This window comes from Mycolicibacterium septicum DSM 44393 (genome assembly GCF_000455325.1).
GTDB classification, from domain to species: domain Bacteria; phylum Actinomycetota; class Actinomycetes; order Mycobacteriales; family Mycobacteriaceae; genus Mycobacterium; species Mycobacterium septicum.
Genome location: NZ_HG322954.1, coordinates 17,388 through 40,024 on the forward strand (window position 1 = coordinate 17,388; position 22,637 = coordinate 40,024).

A 22,637-nucleotide genomic window follows, 5' to 3' on the forward strand; every position below is an offset into this window, starting at 1 on the left:
CAGGCTTCACGCGTCGGCCACCGCCTACCTCGGGCTGAACCTGTTGGCCACCATGGAGTTCGATAAATAGTCGGCATCACGCGCGGGAGGCGGAATCTCCCTCTCCAGCCTCGGATCTGGCTGAGCCTTGCCGAACAGGCCCGAAATGCCCGAATCGGTGGATGGTGGTCGAGAGATCTTGTAGGAACCCCGTGATGGTGGTGCGCTCGGGGGTGGTAAGCGCGGTAATGGTGCGTGCGAACTCGTTGTTCAGGCCTTCATACAGCCGCGTTAGTTCACGCCCGGTGTCATCGGCGATGGCCAGTAACGACGAACGAGCGTCCTCAGGATTCGGACGACGGTCTATTCTGCCGTCACGTTCGAGTCTGGTCAGAATCGCCGCGACCGTGGTGGGGGCGATACCTGTCCTGCTTGCGATCGTGCTGGGGCCTATGCCTGACCGTCCAGATGCGCCCTCGATCCGCGAGTCGGCGAAGCACGACGAATAACCGCCGGGTGGTTGCGAGAGATGTGAACTCACCTCGCCGAAGATGTTTCACCTAGTTTCGACGTAGCTACGCTGTCGCCCCCACGTCCGAGGTGAGTCGCCGCGATCGAACAGCGCCCGACTTGAGACTTGCACGTCACCCGGGGCCCGGGAGGGGGTTCGGGTGCCCGGCCCTCCCCTCCCCCCCCCTCCCCCGCCGCGTTGCGTGTCTTTTGTTTCCTGTCTTTTATTTCGTTACGTTTCATAGCAGTCGTATGGGTGATGAAAGCGATACAATGGCTCTCATGACCGGACCTGACGTCGAGGCCGCACCGTCCAGCAAAGATCGTTGCCACTACCCCGGGTGCACTCGTGTGCGGCGCCCCGACCCCGCCACCGGCCGACCGACCCGCTACTGCGGCGAGGCGGATCCCGACGGTGGACCTGTCCATACGCCAGCCAGCGCCTGGAAGGCGCGCAACGCCCAGCGCGACGCCGCGGTGACCACTCAGGAGCCGTCCAATGCCGCCGCTCCCGTCTCGCTGGCGCGCGCCACCCTTGAACAGCGCCTCGAACAGCTACCCGAGAAATTCGGTGAACTGCGTGAGTACCTCGATTCACTGCTAGCCGGTATCCGAGAGGCCGGCGACGTCGAAGCCGCTGGCGCTGAGGTTGAAGACGCGCACCGTGACGCACTGACCAAGGTCACAGAGGCCGACCGGCGTACTGCAGCCGCCGAGCGCAACGCCCGCCTCGCTGAGGAACGCGCAGCCGACGCCGAGCGGGACCGTCAGGAAGCCGACGCCCTGGTTGAAGACGCCATGTCCGAAATGGCCCGCATTCGCGATGAGACGACAGCCGAAGTCGCCCGGATACGCGCAGAAGCCGAAGCCGCCATCAACCGCGCGCAGGAACAGGTCACCGAAGCTGAAGACGAGCACCGGCGCCTCCTCGCCGAACGCGATACCCAGCTGGAGCAAGCCCGCCAGGACGTCACCACGGCACAGGTCGCGGCTGCGGCGGCCCAGTCGGGCCACCAGGCCGCCGACGCTGAAGCAGCGCGCGAACGCCAAGCCGCCGCCGAGTTGCGCGCCGAGCTCGAGCAGGTTCGCCGCGATGCCGATTCGACCCGCCAGCGATTGCAGGCGCAGGTCGAATCGGCCCGTGATGCGCAGCAAGTCGCCGCAGCCGATATCGCAACCACCCGTGCCGAACTGGCGACCGCGCAGGCCCAAGCCGCCGCGGCGCAGCGTGCCATCGAGGTCGAGCATGACACCGTATTGACGCTTCGCCAAGAGATCGATCGCCAACGCGCTGACACCCAGTCAGAGCGCGAAACGCTACGCGCGAACCACGCTGAGCAGCTCGCTCAAGCCGAGCGCAACGCAGACGATCGCGTTCAAGCCCTTACCGAAGCCCTCGCGGCGGCCAGGGAGGTGGCGGCGACGTACCGCGCACAACTCGGCACAGCTGAGACATCGGGAGAGCCGAGGAAACGCTCACCGCGTACCACCAAGCGAGATACGACGAAGCGAGATGACGGTGACAAGGGGTTGTGAGGTGGCGCAGGACGGTTATTGGGTGGTCAGTGTGGATAGGGAGACTGGCGAGGCGAACACGTCCAGTCTGATCATCGACAGGGACGACGCGTGGACACTTAGCCTCAAGCTCGAAACGCCGAACACCTTTACGATGGTCGTCCCCCGCCGACCCACTGCTCCGCGACGCGACCAGCAATCGGTCCTCTAGTACCCGCACGGCCGCTGCTCTCTTCCGAGAATGAAGTAACCGGCTTGGTTGCTGGCTGGCCCGGCGGGGCACGCAGAGGGATCTCACGCGCGGGAAGTGATGCTCACAGTCGACCTGCGGTCACGCCGACTCTACGACCTCTACGTTTCGAACCCTGGTGTCTGTCTAGCGAGGTGCCATCAGGGTGGTGGGTGTTGGCTGTCCCGCAGCGTTACGGTCAAGACGCATGGCACACCACGACCGCCACGACGTTGACCGTACGGACCAACGGTTGCCCCTCCCCCTCGATGCGATCCCCGACGCCGACCTTCGCCACGAATGGGCACACTTTCGCGGGTACGGCTGGGACGATCATCGCGTCGCTTCGCGCCTCGGAGTTGAAATCGGCACCATGCAGCAGTGGAACACGCGATATCGGCGCGCGAATGCTGCGGCGCCGGCGTACTCGCCACTCGCTGCCCTCCCGGCGACCGCCCGGCCGCGACGCGACGTTTCGAGTCCGCTCTCTGTGCCCACGTGCACTGTTAACCATGACTTTCGCCGTCTGCGGCTCATCACCCACTCCGAATGCTCCTGAAGGCAACGGAGCTGGCTACCGGACTGAGGAGGAGCCGTTGACGATGGGGCACGGAATGTTCAGTAACACCGTCATGGTCACCGTCTCTCATGGTGGCCTCGGGAGCAGCGGCTCGTGGTCGGTCACCATTGATGGGAAGGAGATCGTCGGCGGCGACGCTGACTTGAGCGCCGTGCAAGGCGCGCTCTGGAATGTGCCGACGTCCGGGGGGACCGTCACTGTCGACGGTGTCGGAACGGTCGAGGTGCCCCACCAGGCGGCGGGGCGGCTCGCATCCATCACGATGGCTGATCTGGCGATGGTTCCAGGAGGCGACACCGTGACGCTACGAGTAGGTGACGGCGATCGCCTTGAAACGTGATCCCCGGACTTGTTCCTGTGGACCTCTACCAACCTCAGCGCAACGCCCACAATTGCGTACACAATTGTGTCTGGCTGGTAGCCTCGCAGCATGCGGCATTACATGAGCACTGCGCAGGTGGCCGAGTACCTTGGGATCACGCGCGATGTGCTCCATGCACGGATTCGCGCGCGAGAATTCAAAGACCCGGACGTCGTGATCGGGGACAGGTTTCAGGGGTGGAGTCCGGAGACCGTCGAGAAGTATCGGCAAGAGCACGACGGGTTCGGATACTCCTACGACACTGAGGGATTGACGAACGTCATCACTCAGATCCGAACTATCGCCGAACGGGTCCGCACTTACGGCAGCCAACTCGACAACGCCGCCGACGGGTTCGCCTGGTCCGTACCGCAGAATCTGCATGTGATCGCAGCGAGGCTGGAGTCAGATTTCCGCGGCCGGCTCGCGCTCGACACGCGCAACGCAGCGCACCTCAACAGCATCGACGTCGACGTGGCGAGCGCCTGGGGCCGCGAGCGCACCGTCGAACAGGACGACACCGATGACCAGTCATTGATTCGGATCGCCCTCGCCCTCGGCCCGGTGGAGTCCTACATGGCTGCAGATTCATCCCACCAGGAGCGCATGGCGGAGTTGCATGCCACGTCAGACGACCTGTCCGCTGTCATCGAGCGACTGCCGAAGGTGTTCGATAACCCAGCGGGGCGCCTCTCGGCCAGAGCTATCGCTGTGGAACGATCCGTGATCGACAACAAACTGCGGGATCTCGCGGATTCGGCTTAACGACGTACCAAACCCAAAGTCCTGGTTTGACCTGTTCGCAGCGCCAGGAGAAGCCTTCGCACAAAGGCGGATTCGTGGGCCAGGGACAACCTGCCCCCTTACGCGCGATGCAACGGGGAGGCCTGAGGAGGTAGTCAGTCGATGTCGAGCGCGAGCACCGACGTGCTGGTGTCAAGTTCTCTGGCTAGCCGAGCTAGGACGGTCACGGTGCATCCGCGGTGGCCGTTCTCCAATTGGTTGAGAAAAGTCCGATGGATGCCGGCGCGTTCGGCGAGAGCTCCCTGGCTCAGACCGACCTTTTCTCGTCGGAGCCTGATGTTTGCGCCGATGCGGCCTTGGACTGCTGCTTCGTCAAAATCTTCGCCAGCGCTCACGAACGTCCTCTGGTCGGTGTCCCTGCATTCTTGTCGCTTATAGTCTACAAGCGCGGTCTGCACCGGAGACAAGTCAGAACAGCGCATCGCCGGTGGCCTCCTGCCACCACTGTTCGAACCCCGGACGCTGCTTGTCCTGTGCGCCGGCCGGTGCCGCGACGTAGAGATGATCAACCCTGGACGAGTCGGTCGCTCGGTCGCGCAGAATGTGCCGCACGATGCCGTCAGCGCCCTGCACGCGTCGTCCTGGCTGGCCCGCGAGCTGGCGTGCCATCTGCTCTCGTGAACCGGTGGCCGCGACGCGCAAGGACCGAGCGGTGATCCCCTTCCCACCGCTGCGGCCCGGGCGCACCAGCCGCCGCACCTCATACAGCGACCACTCACACGTGGCCAGATGCGCGTCGAAACGTCGCTGCACTTCTGTCAGCCCTGCGGTCGCGACGAGGTCGGCGGCGCTGCTGCCCTCGATGAGTGTCTGAGACGGGTTGATGCTTCGCGCCAGGTGCTCGAGCACGAGTGCTTCTACGCCGAGCTCCGGTTCCTGCCGGTACCGTTGCACCGTCGCTGCCCGCCCGTTGGCTGTGCTCATCGCGAAGACGCAGAATCCACAGCAGGACTTAGGAATCGACTCGCCGAACGTGTCAATGACGAAGTCGTTGCAATCCGCACGGGTCCAGCCCCAATCCCGCAAGGGGTACCACCCAGTCCGCAGCTCGGTGTCGAACAGGCGATCTTTGTCGGCCCGGGCCCGCTCGTTGGCTTCAAAGCCGATCACGTGCCGGAATGACCGGCCTCTGGTGATCCGGGCGATCACCGGGTCCAACAGGTCTCCCTTTGAGTGAACTGAGCACAACCTAGTGCCACCGCGCTGCGGAAGCGTTGCAGCCGAACGCATCTCATCGCCGAGAGTGTAGAGGCCTTCAGCGTGAAGCTGGCGGGTGAATCGGGAGTCGTCGAGCACTACCACGCCGTCTCCGACTCGGGTGGTCTTGCGTTGGCTGCGGGCTATCTGGATGAAGCGCACGGAGTGGGCTTGCAACAGCGGGAGTATGTGGCGGGTCACTGCGCTGATGGTGGCTGCGCTCTCGTGGCCGGTCATGGCGGTGAGGACAACCATGTCTTCGAGAGCGAAGTCGCGACTGGACGGGTCGGTCAGCCACCGCGCGAGCAAGGCTGAGCTGTCCAGTCCCATGCCGAACGAGACGCACACTGTCGGGGTTCGCTCGCCCTCGTTCAAGCCTGACAGGCGTGGCATGAATTCGACTGTAGTGCTGACCATTTCGGCCCCCTCGCTTCACTAGCTGTTGCCTATAGACTACAGTCGATATAGACTATAGACAACAGATAGGCGCCAGAAAGGGAGATTCAACCGCCATGACCACGACTGGCCGAAAGTCACACGCGCGATCCTCAAGCGGTCGCACGCACGTCCCCGCCGAGCTGCACACGCACTCAATCGCTCATCGCGTCCCCAAGGGTGATGCGTGATGGCCAGGCAGGCATTGACCGAGGACCAACGGTGGCTGCTGCGCTCGATCGGCGGATGGGCAATGCGCGACTGCCTGCTCGGGCCCGAAGGTGTCGCGGACTTGATGTCACGCTGCTCCAGCAGCACCGGTCACCGTATCGACGGAGCGCCGGAATGGCTAGCGAACGGCTACACCTGCGGCAGAGGGAAAATCGTGTGCCCATGGTGGACCACCGATATCGGCAGGCCGCCAGTCAAATCAGTGACCATCACTACCGCGCAAATCAACCGATACGCCCGCAGCCTGCCCCAGGACGTCACCGACGAACTCCGCGCAGTACGTCGCGCATTCAACGCCGAGAACATCGGACGCGACTGGTGCCGCTGCGGCCGGGAGGCCGAATGCCACAGGGGCAACGAAGGCGACCCGACCTACGGCGGCATGTACCACCCGACCGACGAAGAAGTCGACAACCACTACCGCGAGCTACGCCGGATCCAGGCGTGGCAGGACCGAGTACTCGATCGCGCACTGGGATTCCAGACGGTCGAGCACGACCTGTCCAACCCGGAGAGCGAACCAGCCGGCCATTGCGCTACATCGCTGGATGAGTTCAGCATCGGCCAGCACGTCAAGGTGGTCCTCGGCCCGGGAACCATGAAATCCGGTGTCGTCGCGGACATCACGTCCAACGAGGTGGAGGTGCAGTTCGGCGACGGCGCTTCGGGGCTCTACCGTCCCTACGAGGTGATGCCTGGACTGCTGCCGGTCGGCCAACTCGAACTTTTCACGGTCACCTCATGACCCTTCCCTTGTTCGACCTCCCCGGCCGGGCTGAGCGCGGCAAGCGTGCAGAACGCACCGAGTGGGGCGTGCGCTGGCTTCGTGACTACGTCACCACCAAGCGCGGACAGATCACTGACGCACCGAATGAGCACCAGGCACGTGAGTGGGCGACCCATCCCGAAGCGCAGTACTGGGGCTTCCCGGCCGGGTATGTGCAAGTTGTGTCCCGCACCATCGTGACCTACACGGGCCCATGGGACTCCGCAGAGTGAGTCGCGAATGTGCCTGATTACCGTTGTGCAAGAGCATAACTCGCGTGAGCTGGGGTTGATGAAGGGTGAACCGGCCTGTTGCTCATAGGCAACAGTTGGTGTAGACTATAGACAACAGTCAGCAACGCCCCCGCATTCGCACCACATCCCCCGTGAGGTAATCGCATGAACATCGTGGACGCTCCCGCTCTCACCGCAGAACAGTTCGCGGACATCCGCACCGCCCTGGAAGCCGAACACTCCGACTGGAGCCCCAGCGGACAGCCGTCCGGCATCTCGTACACCGACATCTTCTGCGGCTTTGGGGGTTCGAGCATCGGCCTGGAAAACGCGGGTCTGCAGCTGGCCATGGGAGCCAACCACTGGGATCTGGCGATCGCCACCCACGCACTCAATTTCCCCAACGCCGATCACGTCATCGCCGACGTGTCCAACTACGACATGCGCCGCATGCCCAAGACCGACATCTTGTGGGCATCGCCCATCTGCACCGAACTCTCACCGGCCGGCGGCACCGCCGCGCCCCGCACTCAGATGTCGCTGTTTCTGGAAGACGAGGGCCACGTCCCCTCGGCCGGCCGTGACCGCACCCGCGCCACCTTCTGGGATGTCGTGCGGGCCACCGAAGTGCATCGCTACGACATGGTTTTCGTCGAGAACGTGGTTGAGGCGGCCCGCTGGGAGCTGTTCGACGTCTGGCTCACCGCGATGGACACCCTCGGCTACAGCCACCAGTTCGTGTCCGTCTCCTCGGCCCACATTGGCGACGACACCAATCCGTTCGCCCCGCAGTGGCGCGATCGCATGTACTTTCTGTTCGCCCGTAAAGGCGTGAAGATGGACGAGATTCGGCCCCGACCGCTGGCCTGGTGCCCCCTGTGCGAGGCCGTCAACCCCGCCGTCCAAGCGTGGAAGCGCCCCGACCGCCGCCGCATCGGCAAGTACCGCCAGCAGTACGTGTACCGCTGCCCGAACGAGTCCTGCCGCCACAGCATCGTGGAACCTTTCGTCCTGCCTGCGGCGGCCGCCATCGACTGGAGCAACCTGGGCGAGCGGATTGGTGATCGCCGCAAGGCGCTGGCCGCCTCCACGATGCGCCGCATCCGGGCCGGAATCGAAATGTTCGCCGAGCCGACCATCGTGGCCACCAACCACGGCGCTGACGGGGACTCGCGGTCCTACCCGGTATCTGCCGCACCCATGCCGACACGCTCGACCAAGATCGGTGACGGAATGGCAGTGCCGCCCATGCTGGTGCCCGCTGGCGGAACCTGGAACGACACCGCGATCACCACCGATGTGCCCATGCGGGCCCGTACCACCCCCGACACCGAGGGTCTGTTCACCCCGGAGCCGTGGATCACCGTGCTACGCAACCACGCCGACGCCACCAGCATCGCCGACCCGCTGGCTACGGTCACCACTGGCTCTGGAGGAGGCGGTCACCAGGCCCTGACCGTCCCGCCCAACGCCACCTGCCCGCAGCAGCCGCCTATCAGCCTGGTCATCCCGTTCCGCAAAGGCGACGCCAAGACCACCCGCGAACCCCTGCACACCGTGGCCACCCGCGACTCGGCCGGACTGGTCTCGGGATCGACCATCGACGTCGCTGATTGCCGTTTCCGGATGCTTACCCCCCGGGAACATGCTCGGGCTCAACGCTTCCCGGACACCTACCGGGCCATGGGAAACAAGTCCGAACAGACGATGGGGTTCGGCAACGCGGTCAGCAGCAACGTCTCCCAGTGGCTCGGCGGACACGCAATACGTCTCCTGGCCTGAACTTTCCCGGAGGTGGGGAGACCACCGTCCCCCACCTCCGGTTGAACAGCACCACCCGCTCAGCACGCCTACCCAGAAAGGCCCCATCATGACCACCACCGACCACCCGATCGCCCGGCCCGTCATCGAGCTGCTCGGCGACTGGTTTCCGCTGCGCGATGAGCTCTGCGATGTGCGCAGCCAGGACCACCTCAGCCCCGCCGAGAACGAGAAAGTCCACGACTTGCTCACCGCGCTCGTCGACATTGCCGATGACATCGTCGGCCACCTGGTGCCCGACCACGCCACCCGCTGCCAAATCACTGGCCGGCCACCGTGCTGAGCCCTGCGCGGCCAACGCGCCGCAGATCCCACACCGGAGGGGACGTCGCGCTCCCCGACCGCCGCGGCTTCGGTGCGATCCTCGACGAGATCCACCACCGCTTCGGCATCGCTCTGCAGTTGCTCGACGCGGGCGGACACCACGTGTTCTTCCAATCCCGGCTGGAGACCGGCGACTGGCTCTGGATCAGCGACTACGCCGCCAACATCACTCCCCTGGCCCAACGACTCGCCCTCGAGGCCCACGGCGTCCACGTCGGCTGGCACATCGCGATCTACCCCACCGACACACGCACCGCGACGGCCGATCCCTTTGTATGGCTGGCCAGCGTCACCCACGAAACCGCGACCGCCGGCCAACTGCCCGACCTCGTCGCCACCACACTGCGCTCCCTCGCCCGTCACGAACAGCACCACATCGACGCAGCTGGCCGACACCAGGTCAGCGTCGGCATCGACCACTGGAATTGATGCCCTCGCGCTAACACCACCTCGACAGCCGACCACCCGCAATGGCCGTCTAGGAATTCGGAAAATCATCATTGAGGGGATGTGTCGTATCGCTTCTCTTCAGGCATTCACTACATGTTGCTATGTGCGGACGAACCCAGCGCACAAGACGGGTCACCGTTGAATCTTGAAGTACCAGTGGCGAAGACTGCAACTGAATCGATATGCCCGCAACCAGTTCGCGTCAAATGGTGCGCCTAGAGGTATTCAGCAGGGCAATTGCATGGAATAGACGGGGCAAATCGTCTTCGGCAGTAATGGTCGCCGCAAGTGGACTGACTGACCTAGTGGCAATTGTATAGAAGTACGTCACATTACAACTTGTAATTTGCTGATACTATTGCACAAATACCTCTATCTATATTAAAATGGAGGAATACCGAGAACGCTTTCTCTATTCAAATTCACGAGGAGTTGGAAATGGCCATCACCGTCTACACCAAGCCCGCCTGCGTACAGTGCAACGCCACCTACAAGGCGCTGGAAAAGCTGGGCGTCGAGTTCGAGAAGGTCGACACCACCGCAGACAGTGACGCGCGCGACTACGTGATGAGCCTGGGCTACCTTCAGGCGCCCGTCGTGGTGGCCGGCACCGAGCACTGGTCAGGCTTCCGTCCGGATCGGATCAAGGCCCACGTCAAAGATGTGGCATCCGCAGCTGACGCCACGGTGGTATCCGCATGACTAGCGACACGACCGACCCCTGGTCGCCGGCGCCGAGCACTGGTCAGGCTTCCGTCCGGATCGGATCAAGGCCCACGTCAAAGATGTGGCATCCGCAGCTGACGCCACGGTGGTATCCGCATGACTAGCGACACGACCGACCCCTGGTCGCCGGCGCCGCGTGCGATCGAGCACCATGACGAGGCGCTACCGGACACGGAGGTGTTCGCCGACTACGCGGCCGCCACCAACACCTACGCCGGACCGTTCTGCTTCTGCGGCGACTACTTCTGCCCCGCCAACAACAACCCCACCGCGCGCTGCGTGAACTCCGAAGACTCGTTCAGCTACACCAGTCGATACCCCGAATCCTGGACCGACGACGACATCGACGCCTACGAGGCCCAGGAACTCCTCGATTCCCTCGTCAGCGAGGCCCACTACGAAGCGCACAACGACACGCTCCTAGCTGTCGAACGCGTCAACACACTCGGCGCCGCGCAGGACTCCAACCCATCGCCTGCCACCCGCTCACTTGCCCGGACCGCCTGACGGCCACCGCTCGCCGACACCGAAGGAGTTACGACGATGCACCGCTTGACCATTGAGCGCACCGACCGCCGAACCACGATCAGTGAGCATCCCGACGGTGCCGACGCCAAGTGCGCTCTTGAACGCTACGTCGAGCAGGCCAACTGCCGAACCGACACGATCCAGATGCACTCGGACTTCAGCAGCTGGCAGCTCATCGCCCTCGGTGGCGGTCGCGTGCACGCGACCGCCACCATCGAACACTTCGGTGCGGCCGCACCGCGCCATCATCTCGCCGCTGAACTCAAAGTCGTACGCGACAGTGCGCTTGCGGTCGACACGGGCATCGCCGTCGTCGACACGTACGAGCGAGCTGCCGTGCAGCGTCAGTGGGACAAGCTCACCGGGGCCTCACGGCACTTTGACCAGGCCACCGCAGGCCGGACGGAATAGCCATGCATCAGCTCACGGTCGCCGCCGAAACCGGCGCCACCACAACGACGCATCACGACTACGACGACGCGAGTCGCGCGCTGCTGACCCATGCCAAACGCAGCGACACCTATCTGCGGCCACTCGTCTCTCCCACGCATGCGGCCCCTGTCCAACGCGCCTGCTTCGAACTCATCAGCCTCGACGCCAGGCGCGGCCGGCCGAACATCGCCGCCACCGCGTTCATCGAACCTCTCGTTGTGACCGCATCGGGCACCGCTGTCACGCCCTACTACACGGCCGCCGCCGCGTTGCACTGGATCTCCGATGACCACCACGCCGGAGCGGCAGCTAGTGACGAAAGGCGCCGCAGCCACCCCGCTCTGGATGCCGCTGCCGCGGTAATCCAATCACCGCTCATGGCCGAAGCGCTGTGGTGCGAGGCCGCCGCACTCGCCGAGCTACCCGAGGTGCCGGCGCTGCCGGCAAGTGTGCTCTGCGACCTACGCCACATGTTCGTTTCACGCGGGTACCGACCAGCGTCGGCGGCAGCCTTGGCCGCCGCCGTCCAGCGCCAGCTGGACACGGCCGTTCCTCCAGAACAACTTGCCGTTGCCACGTGGTGGGCAGCCTTGGTAGCCGCCAGCGCAGCCGCGAGCTGACCTTCGTTGGAGTTCGTCGAGAGGGTCGAGGATCAGCTGGCCGGCGGTGAAGCGACTGGACCGGAATCACCGAGCCACAGCAGGTATTCGCGGGCGGCAACGTGCGGATGCCCGTGCCCGGTCCTGAGCATGCCGAGTAGCGCGTCGTCTTCAAGCACACGATGTGCCGCGTCCAAGTTCTCAGTGAAATCGAGTTGAGCGGCCAACTCCCTGGCGAAGTTGTCCACGATCTGGCCCAGCCTCAAGTGGGGTTGTTGTCGCCAGTAGGCGCCGAGCTCACTCAAGAGTTGATCAATGCGTTCGGGCCGGCGCCCGCCAGGTCCACACGGCGCGAACACGATATCGTCGGCGGGACGTGGTCGTCGAGAGGACATGTTGCTCCTTGCGATTGTGGGTCGATGGAAGTGCTCAACACACTGAGCGACGCTTTCAGACTTCGTCAGGGGACAATCGGTTCACGTCGAACAGGCCGGGTTCCTGCCCTCGCTGCAGTACGTCGTTGATCGCCGCGCGGTCCCAGCCCTGTCGTACGGCCTCACGCAGCGCGACCGAGCGCGCTCTTCGGTCCGCGAGCCGGTCGCGCCGCAGTCCCGGTCCGGAGCTTCCCCGCCGCGCGCGGGCCATCCAGATCATGTTCTCTTTCTGGTCGCCTTCGTAGACATGTTTGCGGTCCGCGCTGACTTTGACGCACAACGGGTTGTTGCAACCGTGGAGGCCAAACACTGCCGGTGCCAGCGGTCGACGCAACGCGCGAGCTAGTGCGTACCGGTGCGGCCGGACGCAGCTGCCGCGCCCGTTGCGGGTGATGTAAAACCGGCCGTAGCCGTCGCCGCCGATCGCCTTCACCCAAATGTCGCAGTCGTCCTCGGACGGCCCGCGCACCACGCTCGCATCGAAGCGCCGGCACTCCGCGGCGTGCACCTCTTCATCGACCCACAACACAGGTTCCGCGCCAGGCGACCTGCTACTCACGTCGAGCTCGCAACACGCTCGACCGGTGCCGCGTCGGCGATCGCGTGCACCGCGTCCACAACCTCCGGCGCCTGCGGCGCCGATTCAGCCGCTCCCTCTGCTAGTGCGCGCGGCTGCCCGTCCTCGGTAGGCGCCGGCTGCGATCTGGCCGCCCGGCGCGTGAGCTTTCGGATTTCGGCTTCGGTCAAACCGCACAGCAGCGCGATCGTCTTCACCGTTTCGCCCCGGGCCCGCATCCGCTGCACGGCATCAATTGCCGTCCTCTCGTGTTCAACCCGCTTGCGATCAGCTTCCACGGCCACGGCCGCGATCTGCTTGGTTTCCCACGAGTCCACGTCGGCACGCCTAGTGCGTGCCCGAACGATCACGGCCGCATCCTCAATCGCCTGCCGCTCCCGCTCAGCTTCCTTCTGCTGAGCTTCAACCAATCTCGCCCGTGCTTCCTTACGCGCCTGCTCCAGCGTCCGCTTGTTGGCCATGCAGCCCGACCGTAACGCCGCCGCAGCGGCTACACCCACCACTCACCACCAAAATCCCTCACCGCCACCCCGCCAGGTCCACCAGAGCCCAGCCAGACCCACCAATAACCCCTCCATGCCCACTCACCACCGCCCGGCCCCCGCCACCGGCCAGCCCGACCGAACCCCGACCCAACCACCAAGCACCACCACGCCCTACACACCTCTTGCATTGTGGATAACGATTCGGTAACGAACCCTGCCTTGGTGTAGGGGGCAGGTGGGGGTCAGCTCTCTACGGTGCGGCCATAGGGAGGGCTGCGCAACTTTGACCGTGAGCATGCACAAGATCAGCAGCGGGGACGGATACCTGTACCTGGTGCGGCAGGTAGCTGCCTCCGACGCCACCCACCGAGGCCGCAGCACCCTGTCCGACTACTACTCGGTCAAGGGCGAGGCACCGGGCCAATGGATGGGCAGCGGTCTGGCCGCACTGTCGCAACCGTCGACCGGCCTGGCGATGTCTGAGCAGACCATCACCGATGTCTGGACCGTCGCGCCCGGCTCCGAGGTCACCGAAGACCAAATGAAAGCCTTGTTCGGAGAAGGCATACACCCCAACGCCAGCAAGATCACCAAGTACCTCACCGCCCGAGGAGCCGGTTCCGGCCCAGCCCAAAAAGCCACCAAACTCGGCGGCAAATTCCGGATCTACGCCGACCCACCGTTCGTAGCCGCCCTGTCACAGGCCTACCAGGATCACAACGTCGCCGCGGGCCTTTCGCCGTTCACCAAACTCGAACCTGACGTCAAAGCCACCATCAAGACCGAGCTCGCCCGCGCCTGGTTTGTCGAGGAATACGGCCGCCCGCCCGGCGACGATCGTGAACTGTCCGGCTACATTGCGCGCATTCATCGCCCCGCGAAAGTCGCTGTGGCAGCGTATGACTTGGCCTGCTCACCGGTGAAGTCATTCAGCGCCATGTGGGCAGTCGCACCGCTGCCGGTGGCGCAAATTCTCGAGGACTGCCACCACGCCGCGGTCAAAGATGTCCTCGCCGAAATCGAACGATCGGTGGCGCTGACACGCATGGGCACCAACGGCGCCGCCCAGGTCGACACCGAGGGCGTGATCGCGACCGCCTGGACCCATCGCGACTCACGCGCCGGGGATCCCGACCTGCACACCCACCTGGTAATCAGCGCCAAAGTCTCGACAATCGACCACAACGGCGTACGGCGCTGGCTGTCACTGGACGGCCAACCGCTGCACCACATGATGGTGTCGCTGTCCGAGCTCTACAACACCCGACTGGAGCACCACACCACCCAACGCTTGGGGTGGGTGTTCGCCGAAACCGAAGCTCCCGCACGAGGTAAGCGCCCCGTACGCGAGATCGTCGGAGTGCCCACCGAACTGCTGAAAATGTGGTCCTCGCGCCGCGCCGCGATCGAAACACGCACCGCTGAGCTGGCCAAGGAATTCCAGAACAACCACGGTCGCGAGCCCACCGCGATCGAGTTGTTGGACCTGTCCCAGCAGGCCACGTTGGAGACCCGCGAAGCCAAACATGACCCGATGTCGCTGGCAGAACAACGCGCCAAATGGCGCACCCAGGCCGTGGAACTTGTCGGCCACCGTGGCCTGGCCGCGATGTTGCGCGAGGTCAATGCAGCCAAGCCCGAACAAGTGCAAAAAATTGACCAGGAATGGGTGCACTCGGCGGCCGATTCGGTGATCGCTGTGGTCGCCGAAGGCCGGGCGCACTGGCAGCGCCACCATGTTCTGGCTGAAGCCCAACGCTACGTCCGCACCCGCGGTTACGCCGCGATCGCCCCATCTGATTTGGTTGAACGCATCACCGAAACCGCCCTCTCGGAGCCGTTTTCGGTGCCGCACGCCCGCGTCGGTGACACCGATGTTGGCGAGCCCAAGCTGCTGCGCCGCCGCGACGGCACCAGCGTGTATCACCGACACGGCAGAGACCAATTCACATCGAAGGAAATGCGTGCGGCCGAGCAACGCATCATCACCGCCGCCCGCGCTACCGGGTCGCGCCGCGCCAGCCAAACCGACATCGACCTGGCGCTAGCCGACTCAGCCGCGCGCGGCAAACCCCTCAACGCCGGCCAACAAGCCCTCGTGCAGGAAATGGCCGCCGGAGACCGCCAACTCATACTGGCCTTGGCCCCCGCCGGGTCCGGAAAAACCACCGCGATGGCCGCACTCTCGCACGCCTGGCGCTCCTCAGGTGGCAACGTGATCGGGTTAGCCCCCACCGCCGTAGCCGCCATCGAACTGGCCGCAGACTTGAACGCCGAGACAGACACAGTCGCCAAATACGTGCACACGGTCGCTGGTGAAACGCTCCGAAACGGCGCCGCACCCAAACGTGGGCGCCGGCCCAGTTTTTCCGCCGCGCTTTCCGCGGCGTACCAACAACACAATGCGGAGGCTGGCCGCGACCGCCACGCGGCGCTGCCCGACGAAGTCAAAGCAGCCATCAAAGCCCGCGTCCAGGCCGAGTACCGCGACTCGGAGCCCCGTGTTCCGTCCTGGTTTCACAAGATCAACGCCAAGACCATGATCATCATCGACGAGGTCGGCAAAGCCGGAACCCTCGATCTTGACGCGGTGATCGCCCACGCTCAAGCCAAAGGCGCCTGCATTCGGACCGTCGGCGATGACGGCCAGCTCGCTTCACCTTCGGCCGGTGGCGTCCTACGTGACATCGCCCACGAAACCGACACGCTCACGCTGTCCGAGTTGGTGCGCTTCCGCAGTGAATCCGAAGCCGCAGCGACCCTGGCACTGCGCGCCGGAGACCCCGCCGCGCTCGGCTTCTACATCGACCATCACCGCGTGCACGTCGGGGCAGACAGCACCGCCGCCGATATGGCCTATAGCGCCTGGCGATCCGACATGAAAGCCGGCCGCGACAGCCTATTGTTGGCGCCGACGAACGAGGTCGTCGACGAGCTCAACGCCCGCGCACGCCGTGACCGGCTCGCCGACGCGGGTATCACCCGCATTGGCCGCGAGGCGATCTTGTCCGACGGGCTGGCCGCCTCGGCCGGTGACATCATCAAGACCCGCAAGAACAGTCGCTGGCTGAGCATCGGACCACGCGACTTCGTGCGCAACGGCTACCGGTACCGCATCGAACGCATCTGCACCGACGGCTCCCTGGTCGTCACTCACCTCGGCAGCAAGAAGCGCTTGACCCTGCCCGCCGACTACGTGTCCCGAGACGTCACCTTGGGCTACGCCTCCACTGTCGATCTGGCCCAAGGCCTCACCGCCGGACATAGCTGCCACATCGTCGGCGCGGCAGCCATGACCCGTCAACTGCTCTACGTCGCGCTCACCCGCGGGCGCGCGGAAAACCACATCTACCTGTCCACCAGCGAGCAAGACCCGCACCGCATTCTGTCCACCAAAGTCACCCATCCCGAAACCGCCGTCGAAGCACTCTCGGCAGCCCTGGCCCGCGACGGCGCACAGGTCTCGGCGACCACCGCAGACCGCGAAGCCCGCGACCCGTTCGGCCGTCTTGCCGCCGCCTGCGACATGTACTACGACGCCGTCATCACCTTCACCGAACACCGACTCGGTGCCGCCGCTCTGGCGCGCCTCGATGACGGTGTGGCCGCCATCCGCGCCGACATCCCCGAGTGCGCCGCCTGGCCCGCGCTGCGCGGGAAGCTGGCCACCATGGCCCTACAACACGGGGTCGACGAAACACTGCGCCTCTACGATCAGCAGCTGCACCGCCGCGAACTACGCAGCGCCGGGCTGGTTGCGGCCGTCATGCACTACCGCATGGAATCGATCGATCCGTCACCGCCCGGGCCGCTGCGCTGGCTGTCGCCCATCCCCGACGAACTGCGCACCGAACCCGAGGTGGCCCGCTACCTGCAGCGTCGCCACGACCTGGTCACCGACCTCGCCGAGCAGATCCGCGTCACCTGCGCTACCTGGACCGCGTCCACAACTCCCGTGTGGGCCAAAGCAATCTGGGCGGCCAGCCCGGCACTGGCCACCGAGATCGCGGTGTTCCGCGCCGCCCACGGCGTCGCCGACACCGACACCCGCCTCACCGGGCCGCGCGCCATCTCGGTGCGCTCGCAGAAGATCCAATCGCTTCTCGAAGAACGCGCCATCGGCGAAATAGGCCGCCAGGCACCCCAACTCGCCCAATTCGACGAACTTGTCGACTCCATCAATCCCCGGATCCGGGCAGACAGCTACTGGCCGCAGCTCGCGGCACGGCTGGTCCAAGCCGCCAAGATCCGCGCCGACCTTCCCGCCCTGCTCACCGAAGCCACTCGCGACGCCCCGCTGCCCGACGAACTGCCCGCCGCCGCGCTGTGGTGGCGCATCTCCCCGGTGCTCTCCCCCACCGCCCTGGACACCACCCATTCGCACCTGCGGCCCACCTGGATCAGCGACCTGCACGAGGTATTCGGCTCCGCTGCAGCCGAAGCCATCACTGCCGACATCGCCTGGCCCGCACTGGTGGGCGCCGTCGCCACCGTGGACTCGCGGCACTGGTCCCCGCGTGACCTGCTGCACCTAGCCGCCGAACACCTCGCCGACGCTGACGCCCACGCCGAAAGCGAAGGCGCACCCCGCATCGGCACACACGAATACGCGCGTCTGATCACCTACAGCGTCGAATTCCTCACCCACGCCGCCAAAACCCACGACACCACCATCCCGACCCCCGAGCACCCCCCGCTCTCGCCCGAGGAAGAAGAACTCGCCCCACCAGACCTCGCGGAAAGCGATCTACACCTCGAGCACCAACCGGACCCGGTCGACGCGAACCGGGACCTGCGCGAGCCAGGCCCCGATATCGAACCTGTCCCCGACCCACGCTCACCGGCCACCGACGAGTTCAGCGGCCTGCAATTCCACGAGCTGTCAACCACCCGACCCGCTCCACCCCTGGCGCCAGCGCTGGCCAATGTCCACGCCCTACGAAGCGAATACCTCGCCGCAACAACCGAATACACAGCTTTGGCCGGCCAGTGCCAGCACGGCCAAGGCCCCGCAGTCATCGCCAACACCGACCGCATCCGCGACATGCGCGATCGCGCCGATGCCGATCGCCCCTACCTCGACGCCGTCATTGATGTCACCGAACAATGGGCCGACTCCGAAGCGCGCTACGACCAGGCCACACGCGCCGTCGCGCGCGCCCGCGAGCATTACGAACGTCTGAGCACCGATCCGGACGCCGATTCAGGCGATGTTGACTCGGCCCGCTGGCACCTGCAACTGCTCGAATCCGAGGTTCCCGACACCACCCCGGCCGAAAAGTACTACCCGCTGCTCACCGCAGCCCAAGCCGCCCGCGCCCATGCCGCCGGCGGCCCCGACAACGTCGTCAGCCACGCCGACGTCGACACCTACCTGGCCGGACTGCGCAGCGACGACGACCACACCCTGGCAGCCAAACGCGCAGCGCTGGCCGAGCTGCGCGCGGATCTGTCTACCGCCGAAGCCGAAACCGCACGCGCCTACGCCGACGCCGAAACCCGCACCGCCGAACACATCACCGACAACCTCGAGCTGCTGCACACCGAACTGCGAGTGCTCGAAACCACCACCAACTTCGACCCCACCCGCCCGCTACCAGTTACCGCTCAGGATCTGGCCGGGCTATCCCCCGACACCGCATCAGCCCTAACGGCCATCGCGCACCTGCCGTTCACCGTCACACCGGTACGCGCCCTGCCCAGCCCAGACACCACCAACGCCATGCGCGCCCTGCACCACGCCGCCAGCGCCCAAGACCGAAAAGTCCTGTGGTGTGCCCCCACACCCCAAGCCGCAGACACCGCACGCGCCGACCAGCTCGCCGACACCGTCGCCACCTTGGCACACACGCACGCTCAGATCATTGAGAACACATGGACTCTGCCAACGGGCAGCCTCATCGTCATCGACGACGCCGCGACCGCCCGACCGCAGGTGCTCGCCGACCTCATCGACGCCGCCCACGAAGCCCGCGCCGGAGTCATCCTGCTCGACACCTCCACCCAAGCCTGGCCACCCCAGCCCTCAACCCGCCTGATGGCCCTGCTGCAAACCGACATCCCCTGGGCACACACCCTTGACGCGCCCAAGGTCTATGACCACGAACACCACACTCGAAGCGTCTTGACCCAAGGTCCACTGCACAGCCGGGTTGCTCCCGACCTGGACCCGATCCTCGCCCAAGCCGAACGCGTCCAACCCCACCTGCTCGACGACCACACCCGCGCTGCCATACGTCGCCGCCATGACCTCCGAGCCGCCAACCGCAACGCCTACAAACGCCACCAACAGATCACCGCACTGCACACCTCGCCCACCGAGCAGAACATCGCTCGCGATATCACCGACCAGTAGACAAGGGTGAATTCGCGAACGCGCCGAAAACTCACACTTGGGCGTGTCGCGTGCGTTCCCCGATCAGTCGATACCGTGACTGCCCATGGACGATCCGACTGACCTTCGCAACTTCGACATTCGTGTCGCCGACGATTTCGACATCGTCGGCACGCTCGGCGCTGCTGCGGCGCATGAGGTTCACACCGGACAGACCGCAGCAACTCCGGGACGTGCCCGGCTCTTTGAGGTGCTTGACGAAGCTGGACGCGGGCTGGCGGGTACGGCGCGGGCCCTCGCAATGTCCGCCAAAGCCGAAGAACTGCTTGCCAACCGCCGACCCGACGACGAGGCAAGCATGGCCCGACGTGACGAACGCAAGGAGGCCCTGCGCCGCGGCGCGCAGCTGGCCCGCGACGTAGACGGGCTTTCCGACGGGTCGCAGGAACGATCGGAGTGATCCGTGGATTTCATTGCCCCGGGAGGGACGCCTAGCTGACGAAACCCCTCAACCCTTCTGTCCGGCGGTGTAGGTAATTGGGGTAAAAATTCACCCCGCATACCTACACCGCGGTGGATCGACTTGCCCGCTGCGGCCTATCGCGAAGTGACCGCCGGTCGTATGCCGACTGGTCGCTAGGGGCTATGGAGTCCCGAATCGGTGTCCCAGTAGGTTGCGTCGTCCTCGTTCAGCGATGGAAGAGGCCAGATCCCGTAATGTTTGCGCACCGCCGCGACTGCGTTGCGGAATGCATCGTCGCTGAGTCGGCGTTCCTCAGGATCGGCCCACTTATCGCCAAAACGTAACTCGCTCGAGGTGATGCCGAGAAGCTCCAGCGGAAGCGGGTGGCGTGCGCCGCTGGCCGAGCAGAGTTCGATGCGGTACTCACCCCTGTAGTCGTAGCCGACGCGACGGTGCTCCGAATCGAACAGCATCTTGCCGTGATGCCGCTCCAGCGTGTACACCACGATCCGCTCGCCGGTCACGCAATTGTCGAATTCGGCCGCCTCAGGTTCCAGAGAACCAGGGCTATGTCGATACTCCCGCGGTATCGGGATGTTGTTCCGTTCAGCGATGTAGCCACTGCAGTCGGTCCGTGTGTGAACCCACTCCTGTTGTTCCTGCGCAACAGGGCGGTAGATCGACTTCATCTCTGCGGCCGCGAACTTCCTGCGGCGGTCGTCGTCGAGCTTTATTCGAGCGAACAACGTCGGCCAGATTCCCGCTTTCACCAGGTCGCCGACACGGTTGCGCGAAACCGACAAGATTTCGCCGATCGCCTTGTCCGACAACCCTTGCTCACGCAGCCCATACGCCAGCGCGCCTGTGACGCAGTAGGTGACCGTACTGGCCATGGATTCGCGCAGGCGCGCTTCGGCCAGAATCTGGCCAGCCTGCGCGATCATGGCCGCCCGACGCTCCTCGACGTTCTCCATGCAGCACAGCGTACGTGTGCACTCGCCCGGTGCATTGCATTTCGTGAGTGCAGTTGGGCGCATGTTGCGGCGTTCGCCCACCTGGCCCCCACCGTCGGGGCTGGGTGTTGCGCCTTGCGGGAACAGGGAACTGGAGGTGTAGGGGAATGTCGCCCCGATCGCGCTACGGTTCGAGCACATGACCTCCCTCGATGACTACACCCCATATTGCGGTCTCAAGTTCGACGATCGTGACCGGCCGGTGAAGGTCGACACCGCTCCGCACATCTGCGTATCGGCTCCAACCGGGGTCGGAAAGACCAGGCGCATCTTCGGGCCGGCAGCCCTCCTCCATCCCGGTCCAGTCGTGAATGTTTCTTCTAAGCCCGATGCGGCCAAGCTGCTGTTTCAGCGTCGGCTGGGGGGCATCCGTGGCGTTCTGGACTTCTCAGCCAAGGGGAATCCGGTGTGGCCGATAGGAGTTCGCACCATGGTTTCCGATCCCACAGCCAACATCAAGACCGCTGACGAGGCGCTCACAGTCGCCGAAACCATGCTCGCCACTGGCGGCGTCGGGTTCGGCGGGGTCACCTCAGGGGCCACCGTGAGTGCCGGCGGACTCTGGGAGTCGACAGCATCAGCACCACTGGCGGCCCTGCTCTACGCCGCCAGTCCCAAAGGCAACGGTCTCGGAATGCCGTGGGTGCTCAACGCCGCCGAGAACTACGGCCTGCCCGATCCCGCCGCTGACTCCGGCTCCGGCCCCGCCGCGCTGCAACCCGCCCAAGTTCCTCCCGAATCCTGGATGGCCGCAGTTGAATGGTGCCCACACGCCATGCTCACCGACCCGCTGGTCAGCATGCTCGCCATGGACCCACGAATGCGTGACAGTGTCGCGATCACCGCGCGAAAAGCGATCAAACCGTGGCTACGACTCGGGTTGGCCACCCAAGCCAACGACAACCGCGACGTCGACCCGATCCAGCAACTCGACATCCACAATTTCGACGTGCGCATGCTCGATGATCCCCAGACCACCATCTGCGTGATCGCCCCCCACACCGGTGCTGTCGCCGGCGTGGCGGTCGCACTGATCGATTCGATCATCCGCCACTTCGAGAACAAGGCCGCCAACGACGAACTCACCGAACCATTGCTGCTGCAGCTCGGCGAGGTCTGCAACTCCTGCCCGCTGCCCGGACTGCTCAACTACGTCGGTGCCGCCCGCGGCAGCGGTATCCGCATCCAGGCCGAGGTCCAAGCCTCCAGCCAATTCGATCACGTCTTCGGCCCGAAATACGCCGACGCATTACGCGACATCTTCCCAGGATTCCTCATCATGCGCGGTGCCCATGAACGACACCTGCTCGAACAGGCCTCACACTGGGAAGGTCTGTCCACCCGGCGCACCGAGGCGTACGAACCTCAGTCCGGCAGCCGTGGCCAATCGTCGGTGTTCGGCGCGCAAATCGAATGGCAGGAATTCCTGCCGCAGGATCTCAACGAAGCCCGGCTCGTCGTGAAGGGTACCGGCGGCGAACGAGTATGGATTCCCGACTGGTCCGACTTCCTCAAGATTTACGACCAAGCGGTCAAAGCGCGCGTCGCGCGCGCCTCGTCCAAATAGCAGGCGACGGGCTACCTTTGGGAGGCATGCGTGGCTGCGAGCTA

Annotated in this window: 22 protein-coding genes; 15 read left to right on the plus strand and 7 right to left on the minus strand. The window is 64.9% G+C overall.

The features are described from left to right. Window positions 1–76 precede the first annotated feature (76 nt). Window positions 77–520: a MarR family winged helix-turn-helix transcriptional regulator gene (locus tag TX88_RS35795; RefSeq protein WP_074415826.1), complete on the minus strand. Its 444-nt coding sequence runs from the start codon at window positions 518–520 to the stop codon at window positions 77–79. Between the two features lie 251 nt (window positions 521–771). Here TX88_RS35795 and TX88_RS31485 point away from each other — a divergent pair, with 251 nt between their 5' ends. From TX88_RS31485 to TX88_RS31500, 3 genes are all read left to right on the plus strand, one after another. Next, complete coding sequence (locus TX88_RS31485; RefSeq protein WP_210743150.1) at window positions 772–2,025, plus strand: coiled-coil domain-containing protein; 1,254 nt, start codon at window positions 772–774, stop codon at window positions 2,023–2,025. Between the two features lie 720 nt (window positions 2,026–2,745). Continuing rightward, the gene (locus TX88_RS31495) at window positions 2,746–3,153 is read left to right on the plus strand and encodes a hypothetical protein (RefSeq protein WP_131814161.1); all 408 of its coding nucleotides are present in this window, start codon (window positions 2,746–2,748) and stop codon (window positions 3,151–3,153) included. 90 nt (window positions 3,154–3,243) lie between these two features. Continuing rightward, complete coding sequence (locus TX88_RS31500; RefSeq protein WP_131814160.1) at window positions 3,244–3,939, plus strand: helix-turn-helix transcriptional regulator; 696 nt, start codon at window positions 3,244–3,246, stop codon at window positions 3,937–3,939. A 134-nt stretch (window positions 3,940–4,073) separates the two neighbouring features. Here TX88_RS31500 and TX88_RS31505 read toward each other — a convergent pair whose 3' ends face one another. Continuing rightward, window positions 4,074–4,313, minus strand: a complete 240-nt coding sequence (locus TX88_RS31505) for a helix-turn-helix domain-containing protein (RefSeq protein WP_044524814.1) — start codon at window positions 4,311–4,313, stop codon at window positions 4,074–4,076. A gap of 73 nt (window positions 4,314–4,386) precedes the next feature. Further along, complete coding sequence (locus tag TX88_RS31510) at window positions 4,387–5,568, minus strand: hypothetical protein (RefSeq protein ID WP_044524496.1); 1,182 nt, start codon at window positions 5,566–5,568, stop codon at window positions 4,387–4,389. A gap of 232 nt (window positions 5,569–5,800) precedes the next feature. Here TX88_RS31510 and TX88_RS31515 point away from each other — a divergent pair, with 232 nt between their 5' ends. The 9 genes from TX88_RS31515 to TX88_RS31555 all read left to right on the plus strand — a co-directional run bounded on the left by TX88_RS31515 (window position 5,801) and on the right by TX88_RS31555 (window position 11,741). Continuing rightward, window positions 5,801–6,586 (plus strand): hypothetical protein, encoded by a 786-nt coding sequence (locus TX88_RS31515; RefSeq protein WP_049925580.1) that lies wholly within the window; start codon window positions 5,801–5,803, stop codon window positions 6,584–6,586. After that, window positions 6,583–6,840: a hypothetical protein gene (locus tag TX88_RS31520; protein WP_044524498.1), complete on the plus strand. Its 258-nt coding sequence runs from the start codon at window positions 6,583–6,585 to the stop codon at window positions 6,838–6,840. The genes TX88_RS31515 and TX88_RS31520 overlap by 4 nt, the downstream gene beginning before the upstream one ends. Window positions 6,841–7,005: 165 nt before the next feature. Then, window positions 7,006–8,622 carry a DNA cytosine methyltransferase gene (locus TX88_RS31525; protein WP_081289776.1) on the plus strand — a complete coding sequence of 539 codons (1,617 nt, stop codon included), beginning with the start codon at window positions 7,006–7,008 and terminating at the stop codon, window positions 8,620–8,622. Window positions 8,623–8,710: 88 nt separating this feature from the next. Next, the gene (locus TX88_RS31530; RefSeq protein ID WP_049925582.1) at window positions 8,711–8,944 is read left to right on the plus strand and encodes a hypothetical protein; all 234 of its coding nucleotides are present in this window, start codon (window positions 8,711–8,713) and stop codon (window positions 8,942–8,944) included. Further along, window positions 8,938–9,414 (plus strand): hypothetical protein, encoded by a 477-nt coding sequence (locus TX88_RS31535; protein ID WP_044524500.1) that lies wholly within the window; start codon window positions 8,938–8,940, stop codon window positions 9,412–9,414. The genes TX88_RS31530 and TX88_RS31535 overlap by 7 nt, the downstream gene beginning before the upstream one ends. Window positions 9,415–9,873: 459 nt before the next feature. Next, window positions 9,874–10,137: a glutaredoxin-like protein NrdH gene (nrdH, locus tag TX88_RS31540; RefSeq protein ID WP_044524502.1), complete on the plus strand. Its 264-nt coding sequence runs from the start codon at window positions 9,874–9,876 to the stop codon at window positions 10,135–10,137. 120 nt (window positions 10,138–10,257) lie between these two features. Next, window positions 10,258–10,668 (plus strand): hypothetical protein, encoded by a 411-nt coding sequence (locus TX88_RS31545; RefSeq protein WP_044524504.1) that lies wholly within the window; start codon window positions 10,258–10,260, stop codon window positions 10,666–10,668. Between the two features lie 36 nt (window positions 10,669–10,704). Next, window positions 10,705–11,100: a hypothetical protein gene (locus tag TX88_RS31550; RefSeq protein WP_044524506.1), complete on the plus strand. Its 396-nt coding sequence runs from the start codon at window positions 10,705–10,707 to the stop codon at window positions 11,098–11,100. 2 nt (window positions 11,101–11,102) lie between these two features. Continuing rightward, a complete protein-coding gene (locus TX88_RS31555; protein WP_044524507.1) occupies window positions 11,103–11,741 on the plus strand; it encodes a hypothetical protein in 639 nt (212 codons plus the stop codon). A gap of 32 nt (window positions 11,742–11,773) precedes the next feature. On the opposite strand, the gene TX88_RS31560 is transcribed toward TX88_RS31555, so the two are convergent. The 3 genes from TX88_RS31560 to TX88_RS31570 form a co-directional block, all read right to left on the minus strand. Continuing rightward, complete coding sequence (locus TX88_RS31560; RefSeq protein ID WP_044524513.1) at window positions 11,774–12,025, minus strand: hypothetical protein; 252 nt, start codon at window positions 12,023–12,025, stop codon at window positions 11,774–11,776. 145 nt (window positions 12,026–12,170) lie between these two features. Continuing rightward, complete coding sequence (locus TX88_RS31565; RefSeq protein WP_044524518.1) at window positions 12,171–12,683, minus strand: hypothetical protein; 513 nt, start codon at window positions 12,681–12,683, stop codon at window positions 12,171–12,173. Between the two features lie 26 nt (window positions 12,684–12,709). Then, window positions 12,710–13,192: a hypothetical protein gene (locus tag TX88_RS31570; RefSeq protein ID WP_044524520.1), complete on the minus strand. Its 483-nt coding sequence runs from the start codon at window positions 13,190–13,192 to the stop codon at window positions 12,710–12,712. A 319-nt stretch (window positions 13,193–13,511) separates the two neighbouring features. Between TX88_RS31570 and mobF the strand changes: the two genes are divergently transcribed. Both mobF and TX88_RS31580 read left to right on the plus strand, forming a co-directional pair. After that, window positions 13,512–19,571, plus strand: coding sequence for a MobF family relaxase (mobF, locus tag TX88_RS31575; RefSeq protein WP_049925585.1), 6,060 nt, complete (start codon window positions 13,512–13,514; stop codon window positions 19,569–19,571). A gap of 85 nt (window positions 19,572–19,656) precedes the next feature. Further along, window positions 19,657–20,010 carry a hypothetical protein gene (locus TX88_RS31580; RefSeq protein WP_044524523.1) on the plus strand — a complete coding sequence of 118 codons (354 nt, stop codon included), beginning with the start codon at window positions 19,657–19,659 and terminating at the stop codon, window positions 20,008–20,010. Between the two features lie 176 nt (window positions 20,011–20,186). Here the strand turns inward: TX88_RS31580 and TX88_RS31585 are convergent, their stop codons facing one another. Then, complete coding sequence (locus tag TX88_RS31585) at window positions 20,187–20,987, minus strand: hypothetical protein (RefSeq protein ID WP_044524524.1); 801 nt, start codon at window positions 20,985–20,987, stop codon at window positions 20,187–20,189. Between the two features lie 178 nt (window positions 20,988–21,165). On the opposite strand from TX88_RS31585, the gene TX88_RS31590 reads away from it, so the two are divergent. Beyond that, entirely contained in the window at window positions 21,166–22,593 is a 1,428-nt protein-coding gene (locus TX88_RS31590) for a TraM recognition domain-containing protein (RefSeq protein ID WP_044524525.1), read from the plus strand. Window positions 22,594–22,637: the final 44 nt, after the last annotated feature.